Below are 13980 nucleotides of genomic sequence, written 5' to 3'. Positions count from 1 at the left end.
GCTCACGCGCTTCCTTCGCATCCAACCACGGACCGTCGGACGACCGCTCATTACCCATGGGTTACCCAGCTGGGCACGGGGTCAGACGGCACGTGGCACACACCACCGCGCCGTCACCCGCGCTCCCCCACGGGCCCCTCACGGAGCCCGTCGGAGCCCTCCTGGGGCGGCTCCGGCGGCCCGGGGACCTGCCGCCGCTCCCCCGGCCGCCCCCGGCCCCGTGCGAGCACCCGGGCCAGGGCCTCCACGACCTCCGGCTGGTAGTCCCTGCCGGTGGCGAGGCGCAGCCTCTCCAGGGCGCTGAGTGGCCCCTGCGGCCCGTGTTCCCGAGCCATCTCGTCGTATGCGTTCGCGACCCGCACGATGCGCGCCGTGAGCGGCTGGTCGCGGTACGGATCGGCCTGGCGCTCCACGACCACGGCGACGTCGGAGCGGACACCTGTCTGGCGTACGACGGCGCCGCCGAGCAGGGCTATCCGGCGCTGCTCGGCCTCGGGCAGGGCGGCGGTGGCGCCCGCGGGGACGGGGTCGACGAGGGAGAGCTGGCCGATGTCGTGCATCAGGGCGGCGTGCTCAAGGACGCCGAGGTCGGGGCCGGTGAGGCCGAGTTCGCGGCCGGTGGCGCGGCTGAGGTCGGCGACGCGGCGGGCGTGGCCGGGCGGGGTGTACCCGGCGATCTCGGTGGCGCGGGCGAGGGAGGCGATGGTCTGCCGGTAGGTGGTCCGGACGGCCGCGTACCGGCGGAAGGCCAGCTGGGTCAGGAGCAGCGGCAGGCTGAAGACGGGCAGCGCCCACAGCCCGGCCACGGCGACCGCGAGCGCCATCACGGCCCCCGTCGCGCACACGGCGGACCCGATCCCGGCCATGCCCCGCAGCTCGTCCCGCAGCAGCGGCCCGAACGGCCACCCCGACCGGGCGTGCGCCATGGCGGCGGCGAGCACGGCGTCGCACAGCGCGGTGAGCGCGAGGAGCGTCACGATGACGGCGGCGTACCCGGGTCCGTGTCCGGCGACGGCCTCCAACTGCCCCGAGTTGTAGAGGGGTTGGAAGCACAGCGCGGCGAAGGCCACGGCGAGGACCCGGCGGGCGATGTGGTCGAGGGACGGGCCGCGGCCGACCGCCACGTGCGGCACGGCCGCGACCAGGCCCGCCGCGACGACGACGGCGACGACCTGCAGGACCCCGTGGTGCGTCGGCCGCCCGCCGCACTCCCCGAGCAGGGCGTAGGCGAGGGCGCCCGCGGACCCGAGCGGTGCGGGCTCCCGCTCCGCACCGCTCCCCCACCGCGCCAGCTCCCCCACGGCTATGAGCACCCCGAAGGCCAGCGCGACCCCCGGCTCCTCGGCCCCGCCCCAGAGGGTCGCCCCGAGCGCCCCGGCGGCGAGGAGCCCGGCGGCGCCGCGGACCACGCCCGTCACGACGGCGGGCAGCCGCGCCCCGCTGCGCGGGGTCACCGGCGGAGGGGGCGGAACGCTTCGGGGAGGCGCGGGGCGGCACCGGCCTCGGGGGCGGGGTCGGGGGCGGCCGCGAGGTCGTCCGGCTCGGCCCCGCCCCCGGCCGTCACCTCCGAGTCCCACCCGTGGCGGTCCAGGGCCCGCACGAGGGCCCGGACCATCGCCGCGTCGAACTGGGCTCCGGCGCAGCGTTCCAGCTCGGCGACGGCGGCGGGGACGGGGCGGGCGCGGCGGTAGGAGCGGGAGGAGGTCATGGCGTCGAAGGCGTCGGCGACGGCGACCACGCGGGCGGACTCGGGGATCTGGGTGCCGGTCAGGCCGTAGGGGTAGCCGCTGCCGTCGATGCGTTCGTGGTGGTGCAGGATCGCCGCCCGCGCGTCGCCGAGGAAGCCGATGCCCCGGACCATCTCGTGCCCGTACTCGGGGTGCAGCTCGATGACCCGGCGCTCCTGCGGGGTCAGCGGCCCCTCCTTGCGCAACAGCCGGGTGGGGACGCCGAGTTTGCCGACGTCGTGCAGGATCCCGGCGAAGCGGAGGACCTCCACGCGCTCGTCGGCCATGCCGAGTTCACGGGCGATCAGCACGGCGGCGCGGCCGACGCGCTCGCTGTGGCCGCGGGTGTAGCGGTCCTTGAGGTCGACGGCCTGCACGAGCGCGCGGATGGTGGCCTGGTGGGCGGCGCGTTCGCGGTGGTACTGGGCGAACACCCAGCACGAGACGCCCATCGGAAGCAGCACGAGGAGGGCGGCGGGCGGGCCGTAGGGGCTCTGCCACAGGACGGCCATCATCAGCCCGGCGAGCCCGTGCACGGCGACGGGCGCGAGCGAGCGGGGCAGCAGTCCGTGCCAGGCGGTCCGCGCGGGCACCCGCTCCGCCGTCACGAGGATCCCGCCGTCGAGCGCGGCGAGGGCCCCGGCGAAGGCCAGCACGGCGGCCGCGGCGGGCAGCAGGACGTACGGGAAGTGGGGCGCCGAGGCCGCCGGGGGGCCGTCGAGCACGGCGTACGTCTGTCCGGCGGCCCAGGCGGCCAGGGCGAGCTGCGCCGCGCGCCAGGCCCGGCGCAGCCACCGCGGCTGCCGCTCGACGCGGGCGCACAGGGCTCCCGGTACGGCGACGAGGGCGGCGGCCGCGGGCGGCAGCAGGAAGACCCCGGCGAGCAGGACGGGGAAGAACGTGCGGGCGGCGACCTCGTGTCTGACGGCGCGCTCGCCCCCAGCGTACAGGGCGGCGAGCAGCGCGACGACGGTCCACCGGGTGTCGGGGGCAAGGGCGGGCGCGACGCAGGCCGCGCCGCCGAGGGCGACGCACAGGACGTATCCGCGGGCCCGTGCCGGAACCGAGCGCATGGCCGCCTCCTCCCCCGATCCAGATCCGGAGATCCGGAGACTAGAACGGGGTTCGGGCATGCCACGGCTCGCAGCCGCGAATTAGCACCTTCGAGTGAGAAAGCGCGTGAGAAAGAAGAGAAACGAACGACCGGCGGCCGAAATCCGCCGCCCGGGTCAGGGCCCGGGGGGCCAGATCAGGCCTCGGTGACCCGGGCGGCCGCGCCGTCCACGGGCGCCGCCGTCAGATCCTGGTCGGGCACCGCCTGGCCCGAGCGGATCAGGTCGATCCGGCCCATGACCTTGGCCCGCAGGTCGGCGGGCACGTCGTCCTGGCCGCAGCAGCGCTTCACCAGCTTCTTGACCGCCTGCTCGAGGCCGTACTTCTCCAGGCACGGAGAGCACTCCTCGAAGTGCGTCTCGAACTTGGTGCAGTCACTGTCCGGCATCTCGTGGTCCAGGAACTCATAGAGATGGTCCAGGACCTCACTGCAGTCAGTCTCGTGCGGCTCTCCGCAGCTCATGAGCCCGAGCCTTTCGCTTCGTTCGACTCCCCGGCACCGGCCGGGACCAGGCCGCGGTCACGCGCGTAGTCCTCCAGCATGCCGCGGAGTTGGCGGCGGCCGCGGTGAAGACGGGACATCACCGTACCGATGGGTGTACCCATGATGTCGGCGATCTCCTTGTACGCAAAGCCCTCTACGTCCGCGAGATAGACGGCGATGCGGAATTCCTCCGGAATCGCCTGCAGCGCGTTCTTCACGTCGGAGTCCGGCAGGTGGTCGAGCGCCTGCGACTCGGCCGAGCGCAGACCGGTGGACATGTGCGACTCGGCACGCGCGAGCTGCCAGTCCTCGATCTCCTCGGCGGCGCTGCGCTGGGGCTCGCGCTGCTTCTTGCGGTACGAGTTGATGAACGTGTTCGTGAGGATGCGGTACAGCCACGCCTTGAGGTTGGTGCCCTCGCGGAACTGGTGGAACGACGCGTACGCCTTCGCGTAGGTCTCCTGCACCAGGTCCTCCGCGTCCGCCGGGTTGCGCGTCATGCGCAGCGCCGCGGAGTACATCTGGTCGAGGAACATCAGCGCGTCCCGCTCGAAGCGGGCCGTGCGCTCCGCGGCCGTCTCCTCGGGCTGCCCGGACTGCTCGGCGTGGCCGTTCTCGGTCCCTGCGTCGGTCCCAGTGACCGGACCCACCTCCTCCAACGACGTGGCGGGTCCGAAAGCGGCCCCACTCGAATCGGAGGATAGACGACGACCCCCTCCGCGCGCCGCCCGAATAGGCGCGGCCTTGGGCGCGCTCAGCACCGTCCACTCCAGGTCAGACGTGGTGGAGCGGTTCGGGCAGATGGTCGATCCCATGCGGTGGGCTCCCTCTCGTACGAACGGCTGTGGGGGTCTGCTGGCGACAACAGCCGTCACGCACCCAACATTCCCGCCCACCGGACGACGGCGTCCGTGATGCGTTTCACTGCCTCGTCCTGTCCGATGTCCGCCCTTTTGGGCACGGCGAAGGAGTGATCGGCGAAGGGGATCGCGACGAGTTCGTACGCGTCGCCGGCGGGGAACTCCGCCGGTTTGCCGAAGGGGTCGTTGCCGCCCTGGACGACGAGGGTCGCCACCCCGGCGCCGAGGAGTTCGTCCGCGCGGGACTTCTCCGGCCTGCCCGGCGGGTGCAGCGGGAAGCTGAGCGCGAGCACGGCGGCGGCGCCCAGCTCGGCGGCCGTGCGGCAGGCCACGCGGGCCCCGGCGCTGCGGCCGCCCGCGATCACCGGGAGGCCGGGCTTCGTGAGCGCGGGCCACAGCCCCCGCCAGCCGACGTCCAGGGTCTTGGGCGCGGGCGCCACCTTCTTGCCCGCCACCCGCCAGGGCTGCTCCACCAGGGCCACGGTCACGCCGTGTGCGGGCAGGGCGGCGGCGAGGGCCTGGAGGTCCCGTGCCTCGATGCCGCCGCCCGCGCCGTGGCTGACGGCGAGGACGAGCCGCGCCTTCTTCTTCGCCGGGTGCCAGGTGATCCTGGCCGTTCCGGCGTCGGTCTCGACGGTCTCGGTCCTGGCCGTACCGGCCCCGCTTCTGGCCGTACCGGCCGACTCGCTCTTGGTCACGTCAGAAGAGTGTGCCCTCTTCCGGACCCTCCAGCTCCGTCAGCAGCTCCGGCCCGTTGTTCTTCACACTGCTCACCGCCGTCGACACCGGATACGCCCGCATGAGGCCCTGCGGGGGCGGCTCCAGGAGGGGGCGCAGGTCGTCCACGTCCGTGCGGGCGGGGTCGAGCCAGGCGTCCCAGCGGTCGGGGGTCAGCATCAGGGGCATGCGCGGGTGGATGTCGGCGAGCGCCTTGGGGCCCTCCTCCGGGGCGACGCCGAGCGGCGTGGTCTCCGCCTCCGTGGTGATCACGGAGCAGGTCACCCACCAGGCGAGCGGGTGCTCGTCCGGCAGCGTCTTGTCCCGCCAGAATTCGTAGAGCCCGGCCATCGCGAACACCGACCCGTCGGCCGGGGTGACGAAGTACGGCTGCTTGCGCGGCCGCTTCTTCTTCCCCTCGACCTCCAGGTCCCGCTCGGCCTGGCCGGTCACCCACTCGTAATAGCCGTCCGCGGGCAGCACGCACCGGCGCGTGCTGAAGGCCCGCCGGTACGACGGCTTCTCGTGCACCGTCTCCGCGCGGGCGTTGATCATCCGCGCGCCGCCCTCGGGCGTCTTCGCCCAGGACGGTACGAGTCCCCACTTCAGCTTGCGCAGCTGACGAACCGGACGGCGGTCCTCGGCGTCCTTAAGAGGACGGTCGAGGACGGCGTAGACCTCCTTGGTGGGAGCGACGTTGTAGTCGGGCTCCAGGGCCTCTTCCGGCTCCCACTTCTCGATCTCGAAGATTCCTGCGAGATCCTCTGGTCCACGACTCGATGCATACCGTCCGCACATACGTGCAACACTGCCACGCCGCGGCCTACGACAGGGAGCCAACCGAGCAATGCACACCTCCGCTTCCGCCAGCCTGGGCGACCTCTGGGACCGCCTCACCGGCACCCAGGCGGCCCCCGAGCAGTGGCTCGTGTTCGTCACCGCGGCCGCCGCCCTCGCCGCCGTCCTGCCGCACGCCGTCTGGCGGGTCTCCCGCAACGCCGTCACCATCGCCCACGAGGGCGGCCACGGCCTTGTCGCCCTGCTCACCGGCCGCCGCCTGGACGGCATCCGGCTGCACTCCGACACCAGCGGCCTGACCGTCAGCCGCGGCAAGCCCACCGGCCTCGGCATGATCCTCACCGCCGCCGCGGGCTACACCGCGCCGCCGCTGCTCGGCCTCGCGGGCGCCGCGCTGCTCGGCGAGGGCCGCATCACGGCGCTGCTGTGGGTCGCCACGGCCCTGCTCGTCGCCATGCTGGTGATGATCCGCAACGCCTACGGCGCGCTCACCGTGATCGTCTCCGGCGGGGTGTTCCTGGGCGTCTCCTGGCTCGCGGACACGGACGTGCAGGCGGCCTTCGCGTACACGGTGGTGTGGTTCCTGCTGCTCGGCGGCGTGCGTCCCGCCTTCGAGCTGCAGGCCAAGCGCAGGCACGGGGGCGCGGGCGACTCCGACGCGGACCAGCTGTCGCGGCTCACGCACGTCCCGGCCGGAATGTGGCTGTTCCTGTTCCACGCCGTCTCGCTGTGCTCGTTGATAGGGGGCGCGCGCTGGCTGCTCACGGCGTGACGTCGGGCGGGCCGGACGGGCCGGCCGTGCCGCGGCATCCGGGCGCCGGGGCCTGGCGACCCCATGGTGCCCGGGCGCTCCCTACCCGTTCTCTGTTTCGCCTGGGTTTCGCCGCTTTTGATCAAGATCTGCGGTCGGCGCCAGCCACTAAAGTGTGAGCATGACCGTGAACCCGACACACACCGCCCTCTGGCCCGCCCCGCACGCGAGCGGAGCCGTCGCCGCGACGGTCCACGTGCCGGGCTCGAAGTCGGTCACCAACCGTGGCCTCGTCCTCGCCGCGCTCGCCGCCGAGCCGGGCTGGCTGCGCCGCCCGCTGCGCTCCCGCGACACCCTCCTGATGGCGGCCGCGCTGCGCGCCATGGGCGTGGGCATCGAGGAAGGCGTGGGCCCCGACGGCTCCGGTGAGGCCTGGCGTGTGATCCCCTCCGGCCTGCGCGGCCCGGCCACGGTCGACGTCGGCAACGCGGGCACGGTCATGCGCTTCCTGCCGCCGGTCGCCGCCCTCGCCGACGGCCCGATCCGCTTCGACGGCGACCCCCGTTCGTACGAGCGCCCCCTGCACGGCGTGATCGACGCGCTGCGCGCCCTCGGCGCCCGCATCGACGACACCGCCAACGGCAACCCCGGCGCGCTGCCCCTGACGGTGCACGGCGGCGGCGCCCTGGAGGGCGGCCAGGTCGAGATCGACGCCTCCTCGTCGTCCCAGTTCGTGAGCGCGCTGCTGCTCTCGGGCCCGCGCTTCAACCAGGGCGTGGAGGTGCGGCACGTCGGCAGCGCCCTGCCCTCCATGCCGCACATCCGGATGACCGTCGACATGCTGCGCGCGTGCGGCGCCCAGGTCGACACCCCCGAGGCGGGCGGCGAGCCCAACGTCTGGCGGGTCACGCCCGGAGCCCTGCTCGGCCGCGACCTGACCGTCGAGCCGGACCTGTCCAACGCCCAGCCGTTCCTGGCCGCGGCCCTGGTCACCGGCGGTCGCGTCACCGTCCCCGACTGGCCCGCCCGCACCACGCAGCCCGGTGACGCGCTGCGCCGGATCTTCACCGAGATGGGCGGTTCCTGCGAGCTGACCGAGCAGGGCCTCACCTTCACCGGCTCCGGCTCGGTGCACGGCATCGACGTCGACCTCAGCGAGGTCGGCGAGCTCACCCCGGGCATCGCCGCCGTCGCCGCCCTCGCCGACTCCCCCTCCACCCTGCGCGGCGTCGCCCATCTGCGTCTGCACGAGACCGACCGCCTGGCCGCGCTCACCAAGGAGATCAACGAGCTGGGCGGCGACGTCACCGAGACCGCCGACGGCCTGCACATCCGCCCGCGCAAGCTGCACGGCGGCATCTTCCACACGTACGACGACCACCGCATGGCCACCGCGGGCGCGATCATCGGCCTCGCCGTGCCCGGCGTACAGATCGAGAACGTCGCGACCACCGCCAAGACGCTGCCCGACTTCCCCGAGCTGTGGGCCGGGATGCTCGGGAACTGACGGGCGATCACGACCATGCGCCGCTACGGCAAGAACCCGGACGAGGACGACATCCGCGTCCGCCCCAACCGCAAGGGCAACCGCCCGCGCACGCACATCCGCCCCAAGCACGAGGACGCCGCCGAGGGCATGGTCCTCACCGTCGACCGAGGCCGTCTCACCTGCCTCGTCGAGGACCGCGTCATCGTCGCCATGAAGGCCCGTGAGCTGGGCCGCAAGGCCGCCGTCGTCGGCGACCGCGTCGGCATCGTGGGCGATCTGTCCGGCAAGAAGGACACCCTCGCGCGCATCGTCCGCATCGAGGGGCGCACCTCGGTGCTGCGCCGCACCGCCGACGACGACGATCCCTACGAGCGCGTGGTCGTCGCCAACGCCGACCAGCTCGCCATCGTCACCGCCCTCGCCGACCCCGAGCCGCGCCCCCGCATGATCGACCGCTGTCTCGTCGCGGCCTACGACGGCGGCCTCACCCCGCTGCTCGTCCTCACCAAGTCCGACCTCGCGCCCCCGGACAAACTCCTGGAGCTGTACGGGGACCTGGACATCCCCTACGTCGTCACCAACCGCGACGAACTGGAGAACGGCGACGCCGCCGACCGTGTGCGCGCCGAACTCGCCGGGAAGATCACGGCGTTCGTCGGCCACTCCGGCGTCGGCAAGACGACCCTCGTGAACGCCCTCGTCCCGCCGGAGCGGCGGCGCACCACCGGCCATGTGAACGCGGTGACCGGGCGCGGCCGGCACACCACCACCTCCGCCCTCGCGCTGCCGCTGCCCGACGACGCGGGCTGGGTCGTCGACACCCCGGGCGTGCGCTCCTTCGGCCTGCACCACGTCGACCCGTCGCGCGTCATCCACGCCTTCCCCGACCTGGAGCCCGGCACGGAGAACTGCCCGCGCGCGTGCAGCCACGACGAACCGGACTGCGCGCTCGACGAGTGGGTGGCCGCGGGGCACGCGGATCCGGCGCGGCTGTACTCGCTGCGCCGCCTGCTCGCGACGCGGGAGCGGCACGAGGGCGACTGAGCCGTCCGGCGGGCCCGGCCGTCCGACGCTCCGTCATCTCGCCCTGATCTCCGCGTTGTTTACGCCCCCGTCGCTCCGGTAAGTGCATAATCGCACCAAGATTGAATCAAGCTTTGGTGAAGCGGTCACGGAACGTACGGACGTGGGAGGCACAACCATGGCGTGGCTGCTGGTCATTGTCGCCGGGATCCTCGAGACGGGCTTCGCGGTCTGCCTGAAGCTGTCGCACGGCTTCACCCGGCTCTGGCCCACCATCGCGTTCGCGGCCTTCGCGCTCGGCAGCTTCGGGCTGCTCACGCTGGCCCTGAAGAAGCTGGACGTGGGCCCGGCGTACGCGGTCTGGACCGGCATCGGGGCGGCGGGCACGGCGATCTACGGCATGATCTTCCTCGGCGACCTGGTCTCCACGCTGAAGATCGTCTCCATCTCGCTGGTGATCGTCGGCGTCATCGGCCTCCAGCTCTCGGGCTCGGCGCACTGACACCGGCCGGCTAGCGGCCCGCCACCCCCGCGATCACCCTCCGCACGAGCCGCGCCGGGTCCTCCTCCCGCCCCGCGGGCGCCACCACGTACGAAAGCGCCACCCGCACCGCGCTCTCGCACGCCCGCGCCAGCTCCTCCGTCTCCGAGGGGCGGCCCCGCTCGGTGAGGGCGGCCATCGCGCGGTCCCTGACCTGGGCCAGGAGTTCGGCGGGGGTGGGCACGCCCGCGTCGGCGCGGCGCTGGGCGGGGACCGGGGAGCTGGACACGACCGCCCGGCTCGGCATCGGGAGCCGCTCGCCCCAGAAGCCGGTGAGCACCGCCCGCACCAGAACGTTGTCGCGCGCCGCCCCGATCGTCCACGCGCTCACCGCCGCAAGCCGGTCCACGGGGTCGCGGGCCTGCGCGAGCGCCCGTTCGACGCCTCGCAGATACGTGTCGGTCTCGCGCCGGAGCAGTGCCCGGGCGAGACCGTCCTTGCTGCCGAACTCGTTGTAGAGGGTCTGCCGGGACACCCCGGCGACGGCTGCCACGTCGACCATCCGCACCCCGGCCCACGGCCTGCGGGCCAGCGCGGTGTAGGCCGCGTCCAGCAATGACTCCCGCGCTGCAGGCATCGTCGCCTCCCGCTGCCCCGGGCCTGGACGGCCCTTGCGGTCCTGCTCGTCAGAGTTGACGCGCCCACGGGCACTGTCAAGGGTTCCTGCGGGCACCGCCCGATACGCGCTGTGGCCCGTCCGAATCGAGATCGATACTGTTCACCCATGCCCGACTACCACGATGATCTGCGCCTCGCCCACGTCCTCGCGGACGCCGCCGACGCCGCGACCATGGACCGGTTCAAGGCCCTCGACCTCAAGGTCGAGACCAAGCCGGACATGACGCCGGTCAGCGAGGCCGACAAGGCCGCCGAGGAGCTGATCCGCGGCCAGCTCCAGCGGGCACGGCCGCGCGACGCGATCCTCGGCGAGGAGTACGGCATCGAGGGCACCGGCCCGCGCCGCTGGGTCATCGACCCGATCGACGGCACCAAGAACTACGTACGCGGCGTACCCGTCTGGGCCACGCTCATCTCCCTCATGGAAGCGGGCGAGGGGGGCTATCAGCCGGTCGTCGGCGTCGTCTCGGCACCCGCGCTCGGCCGCCGCTGGTGGGCGGCGAAGGGCGGCGGCGCGTACACGGGCCGCAGCCTGACGTCCGCGACGCGGCTGCGCGTCTCCGAGGTCTCGCGGCTCCAGGACGCCTCGCTCGCGTACTCCTCGCTGAGCGGCTGGGAGGACCAGGGGCGCCTCGACGGCTTCCTCGACCTCACCCGGGCCTGCTGGCGCACCCGCGGCTACGGGGACTTCTGGCCGTACATGATGGTCGCCGAGGGCTCGGTCGACCTGTGCGCGGAGCCGGAGCTCTCGCTCTGGGACATGGCGGCGAACGCGATCGTCGTGACGGAGGCGGGCGGCAGCTTCACCGGCCTCGACGGCACCCCCGGCCCGCACAGCGGCAACGCCGCGGCGTCGAACGGCCTGCTCCACGACGAGCTGCTCGGCTACCTCAACCAGCGCTACTGAGTCCGGCACCGCTGAATCCGGCACCGCCGACCCCGGCGCCGCCGACGCGGACCGCCGCCGTCGGCGTGCGGGGAGCCGACGTGAACCGGCGCTCGTGGCGTCCGGCGAACTGACCCCGCACGCCCTCTTGTTGCCGCTCCGCACGCCTGCGACTCTGAGAGTTCTCCCACTTGTGAACTTGTGAACCCGTTCTCCAAGTCGATGACGGGGAGACCCCCTCCGTCGTGAAACGGAGGCAATCCTTCGGCATCGCGTGGACCACGGGTTCACCAAGGAGGTGGCTCCAGCCCATGCTCGTCCGCGACGCCATGAGCACGATGGTCCTCACCATCGGCCCCGCCCACACCCTCCGGCAGGCCGCCCGGCTGATGTCGGCCCGCCGCGTCGGCGCGGCCGTCGTCCTCGACCCCGACACCTACGGCCTCGGCATCCTGACCGAGCGCGACGTCCTGATCTCCCTCGGCCTCGGCCAGGACCCGGACACCGAGACCGCGGGCACGCACACGACGACCGACGTCGTCTTCGCCGCGCCGACCTGGACCTTGGAGGACGCCGCCGACGCGATGTCGCACGGCGGGTTCCGGCACCTCATCGTGCTCGACGGCGACGAGCCCGCGGGCATCGTCTCCGTACGCGACATCATCCGCTGCTGGGCACCGATACGCCGTCAAGCCGCGACCCTGGCCTGAGCACGCCCGACGGGCCGGACCCCCGCGGGGATCCGGCCCGTCGCCTACGGCAGGAACGCCTGCGGTCAGCCGCGGAGGGCCTGGACCGCGGCCTCCAGGCGCTTGCCGAAGTCACTGTCCGCCTGACGGAAGTTGTCGATGGCTCGCTCGGCGATGTCGTCACGGGAGACGCCCGCGATGTTGCCCGCGAGGTTCTCGATCAGCCGCGCCTTCTCGTCCTCCGACATCAGCCGGTATAGGTTGCCCGCCTGCACGAAGTCGTCGTCCTCGGCGTGGCTCGGGGTCTCGTGGTTGCCGGTGCCGCCGCTGACGGGCGTGGACGCCCACAGCGCGCGGTCCGTCTGGAAGGGGCCGCCGAAGCTGTTCGGCTCGTAGTTCTTCGCGCCCTTGTGGCGGCCGTCGTACAGGAAGCCGTCCCGGCTGTTCGTGCGCGCCTCGGTGGCGTGCGGGCGGTTCACCGGCAGGTGGTCGGCGTTGATGCCGACGCGGTACCGGTGGGCGTCGCCGTACGCGAACAGGCGGCCCTGGAGCATCTTGTCCGGGGACGGGCCGATGCCCGGCACGAAGTGGGCGGGGCTGAAGATGGCCTGCTCGACCTCCGCGAAGACGTTCTCCGGGTTGCGGTTGAGCTCCAGCTTGCCGATCTCGATCGGCGGGTAGTCCTCGTGCGGCCAGACCTTGGTGAGGTCGAAGGGGTTGAAGCGGTAGTTCGCCGCGTCGGCCGCCGGCATGATCTGCACCTGCACGGTCCAGGACGGGAACTCGCCGCGCTCGATGGACTCACGCAGGTCGCGCTGGTGGGAGTCCGGGTCCTTGCCCGCGAGGACCTCGGCGTCCGCGGCGGTCAGGTTCTTGATCCCCTGGTCCGTCTTGAAGTGGTACTTGACCCAGAAGACCTCGCCCGCCTCGTTGTTCCACTGGAACGTGTGCGAGCCGAAGCCGTCCATGTGCCGGTACGACGCCGGGATGCCGCGGTCGCCGAAGAGCCAGGTCACCTGGTGGGTGGACTCCGGGCTCAGGCCCCAGAAGTCCCAGACGTTGTCGGCCTCCTGCGAGCCCGTGTACGGGTCGCGCTTCTGCGTGTGGATGAAGTCCGGGAACTTGATGGCGTCCCTGATGAAGAAGATCGGGGTGTTGTTGCCGACGAGGTCGTAGTTCCCCTCCTCCGTGTAGAACTTCAGCGAGAAGCCACGCGGGTCGCGCACCGCGTCGGCCGCGCCCAGGTTGCCGGCCACCGTGGAGAAGCGGAGGAAGGTCTCCGTCTCCTTGCCGACCTCGGAGAGGAACGCGGCGCGCGTGTACTTCGTGACGTCGGCGGTCACCGTGAAGGTGCCGTAGGCGCCCGCGCCCCGGGCGTGCACGACGCGCTCCGGGATGCGCTCGCGGTTGAAGTGCGCCAGCTTCTCGAGCAGCAGCTGGTCCTGCACCAGGACCGGTCCGCCGACGCCCGCGGTCTCGCTGTTCTGGTTGTCCGCGACCGGTGCGCCTGCCTCGGTCGTGAGGGGTCCCTGCGTCACGTGCGCCTCCTGCGTCATCTGGTGCAAGTCCTGTCCCTTGGCGTATGCCGAACTCGATCCTACGATAGACAATGTCTAAGTCAAGTAAGCTTCCAAAGTCACACCCGTTCGGGACCTGGTCCCCTTGCCTGTTAGGCTGGCTGTATGAGTGACCTGTTGGAACGACTGCGCGGACGCGGCTGGCGGATGACCGCGCAGCGGCGTGTCGTGGCCGAGGTCCTCGACGGAGAGCACGTGCACCTGACGGCGGACGAGGTCCACGCCCGCGCCGTCGACAAGCTGCCGGAGATCTCCCGGGCGACCGTCTACAACACCCTGGGCGAGCTGGTCTCGCTCGGTGAGGTCCTCGAGGTCTCGACGGACCGCAGAGCCAAGCGGTACGACCCGAACGCGCACCGCCCCCACCAGCACCTGGTGTGCGCCCGCTGCGGCGCCATCCGCGATGTGCACCCGATCGGGAACCCGCTCTCGGCGCTCCCCGACTCGGAGCGCTTCGGCTTCACGATCTCGGACGTGGAGGTCACGTACCGAGGCGTGTGCCCGAACTGCGTGGCGACGGCGTAGCGCCCGCTCCTTCTCGCACGAAGGCCCGGCACCTGTGGGTGCCGGGCCTTCGCCGTGCGGCGCGCGTACACGACTGGCGCGCGCATACGACCGAGGGCCGGATCCTCAATGGATCCGGCCCTCGGTCTTTCAGTAGCGGGGACAGGATTTGAACCTGCGACCTCTGGGTTATGAGCCCAGCG

15 protein-coding genes are annotated in these 13980 nt (G+C 72.5%); 7 read left to right on the top strand and 8 right to left on the bottom strand.

What is annotated here, in order from left to right:
* Positions 1-113: 113 nt before the first annotated feature.
* The 6 genes from ACFVHO_RS29425 to ACFVHO_RS29400 all read right to left on the bottom strand — a co-directional run bounded on the left by ACFVHO_RS29425 (position 114) and on the right by ACFVHO_RS29400 (position 5699).
* Entirely contained in the window at positions 114-1454 is a 1341-nt protein-coding gene (locus ACFVHO_RS29425; protein WP_385721000.1) for an HD-GYP domain-containing protein, read from the bottom strand.
* Positions 1451-2800 (bottom strand): HD-GYP domain-containing protein, encoded by a 1350-nt coding sequence (locus tag ACFVHO_RS29420; protein ID WP_385720996.1) that lies wholly within the window; start codon positions 2798-2800, stop codon positions 1451-1453. The genes ACFVHO_RS29425 and ACFVHO_RS29420 overlap by 4 nt, the downstream gene beginning before the upstream one ends.
* A gap of 176 nt (positions 2801-2976) precedes the next feature.
* Entirely contained in the window at positions 2977-3303 is a 327-nt protein-coding gene (rsrA, locus tag ACFVHO_RS29415; protein ID WP_385720993.1) for a mycothiol system anti-sigma-R factor, read from the bottom strand.
* A complete protein-coding gene (locus tag ACFVHO_RS29410) occupies positions 3300-3974 on the bottom strand; it encodes a sigma-70 family RNA polymerase sigma factor (protein ID WP_385720990.1) in 675 nt (224 codons plus the stop codon). The genes rsrA and ACFVHO_RS29410 overlap by 4 nt, the downstream gene beginning before the upstream one ends.
* Before the next feature lie 221 nt (positions 3975-4195).
* The gene (locus ACFVHO_RS29405) at positions 4196-4882 is read right to left on the bottom strand and encodes an alpha/beta family hydrolase (RefSeq protein ID WP_385720987.1); all 687 of its coding nucleotides are present in this window, start codon (positions 4880-4882) and stop codon (positions 4196-4198) included.
* Between the two features lies 1 nt (position 4883).
* Entirely contained in the window at positions 4884-5699 is an 816-nt protein-coding gene (locus ACFVHO_RS29400; protein WP_385720984.1) for an SOS response-associated peptidase, read from the bottom strand.
* Between the two features lie 49 nt (positions 5700-5748).
* Here ACFVHO_RS29400 and ACFVHO_RS29395 point away from each other — a divergent pair, with 49 nt between their 5' ends.
* The 4 genes from ACFVHO_RS29395 to ACFVHO_RS29380 all read left to right on the top strand — a co-directional run bounded on the left by ACFVHO_RS29395 (position 5749) and on the right by ACFVHO_RS29380 (position 9464).
* The gene (locus tag ACFVHO_RS29395; RefSeq protein WP_385720981.1) at positions 5749-6471 is read left to right on the top strand and encodes a M50 family metallopeptidase; all 723 of its coding nucleotides are present in this window, start codon (positions 5749-5751) and stop codon (positions 6469-6471) included.
* Positions 6472-6631: 160 nt separating this feature from the next.
* On the top strand, positions 6632-7957 hold the full coding sequence (gene aroA, locus ACFVHO_RS29390) for a 3-phosphoshikimate 1-carboxyvinyltransferase (RefSeq protein ID WP_385720978.1): 1326 nt from the start codon (positions 6632-6634) through the stop codon (positions 7955-7957).
* 15 nt (positions 7958-7972) lie between these two features.
* On the top strand, positions 7973-8983 hold the full coding sequence (gene rsgA, locus ACFVHO_RS29385) for a ribosome small subunit-dependent GTPase A (RefSeq protein ID WP_385720975.1): 1011 nt from the start codon (positions 7973-7975) through the stop codon (positions 8981-8983).
* 157 nt (positions 8984-9140) lie between these two features.
* Entirely contained in the window at positions 9141-9464 is a 324-nt protein-coding gene (locus ACFVHO_RS29380) for a multidrug efflux SMR transporter (RefSeq protein WP_030359842.1), read from the top strand.
* 10 nt (positions 9465-9474) lie between these two features.
* Here ACFVHO_RS29380 and ACFVHO_RS29375 read toward each other — a convergent pair whose 3' ends face one another.
* Entirely contained in the window at positions 9475-10080 is a 606-nt protein-coding gene (locus ACFVHO_RS29375; RefSeq protein ID WP_385720973.1) for a TetR/AcrR family transcriptional regulator, read from the bottom strand.
* 147 nt (positions 10081-10227) lie between these two features.
* Between ACFVHO_RS29375 and hisN the strand changes: the two genes are divergently transcribed.
* Entirely contained in the window at positions 10228-11028 is an 801-nt protein-coding gene (gene hisN / locus ACFVHO_RS29370; RefSeq protein ID WP_385720970.1) for a histidinol-phosphatase, read from the top strand.
* Positions 11029-11318: 290 nt separating this feature from the next.
* Positions 11319-11717: a cyclic nucleotide-binding/CBS domain-containing protein gene (locus ACFVHO_RS29365; RefSeq protein WP_385720967.1), complete on the top strand. Its 399-nt coding sequence runs from the start codon at positions 11319-11321 to the stop codon at positions 11715-11717.
* 65 nt (positions 11718-11782) lie between these two features.
* Here ACFVHO_RS29365 and ACFVHO_RS29360 read toward each other — a convergent pair whose 3' ends face one another.
* Positions 11783-13234 (bottom strand): catalase, encoded by a 1452-nt coding sequence (locus ACFVHO_RS29360; RefSeq protein ID WP_385720964.1) that lies wholly within the window; start codon positions 13232-13234, stop codon positions 11783-11785.
* A gap of 144 nt (positions 13235-13378) precedes the next feature.
* Here ACFVHO_RS29360 and ACFVHO_RS29355 point away from each other — a divergent pair, with 144 nt between their 5' ends.
* Positions 13379-13798, top strand: coding sequence for a Fur family transcriptional regulator (locus ACFVHO_RS29355; protein WP_385720961.1), 420 nt, complete (start codon positions 13379-13381; stop codon positions 13796-13798).
* Positions 13799-13980: the final 182 nt, after the last annotated feature.

This window comes from Streptomyces sp. NPDC127108, assembly GCF_042677545.1.
In the GTDB taxonomy this organism is placed as follows: domain Bacteria; phylum Actinomycetota; class Actinomycetes; order Streptomycetales; family Streptomycetaceae; genus Streptomyces.
This window is presented reverse-complemented; position numbering and strand designations above follow the sequence as displayed.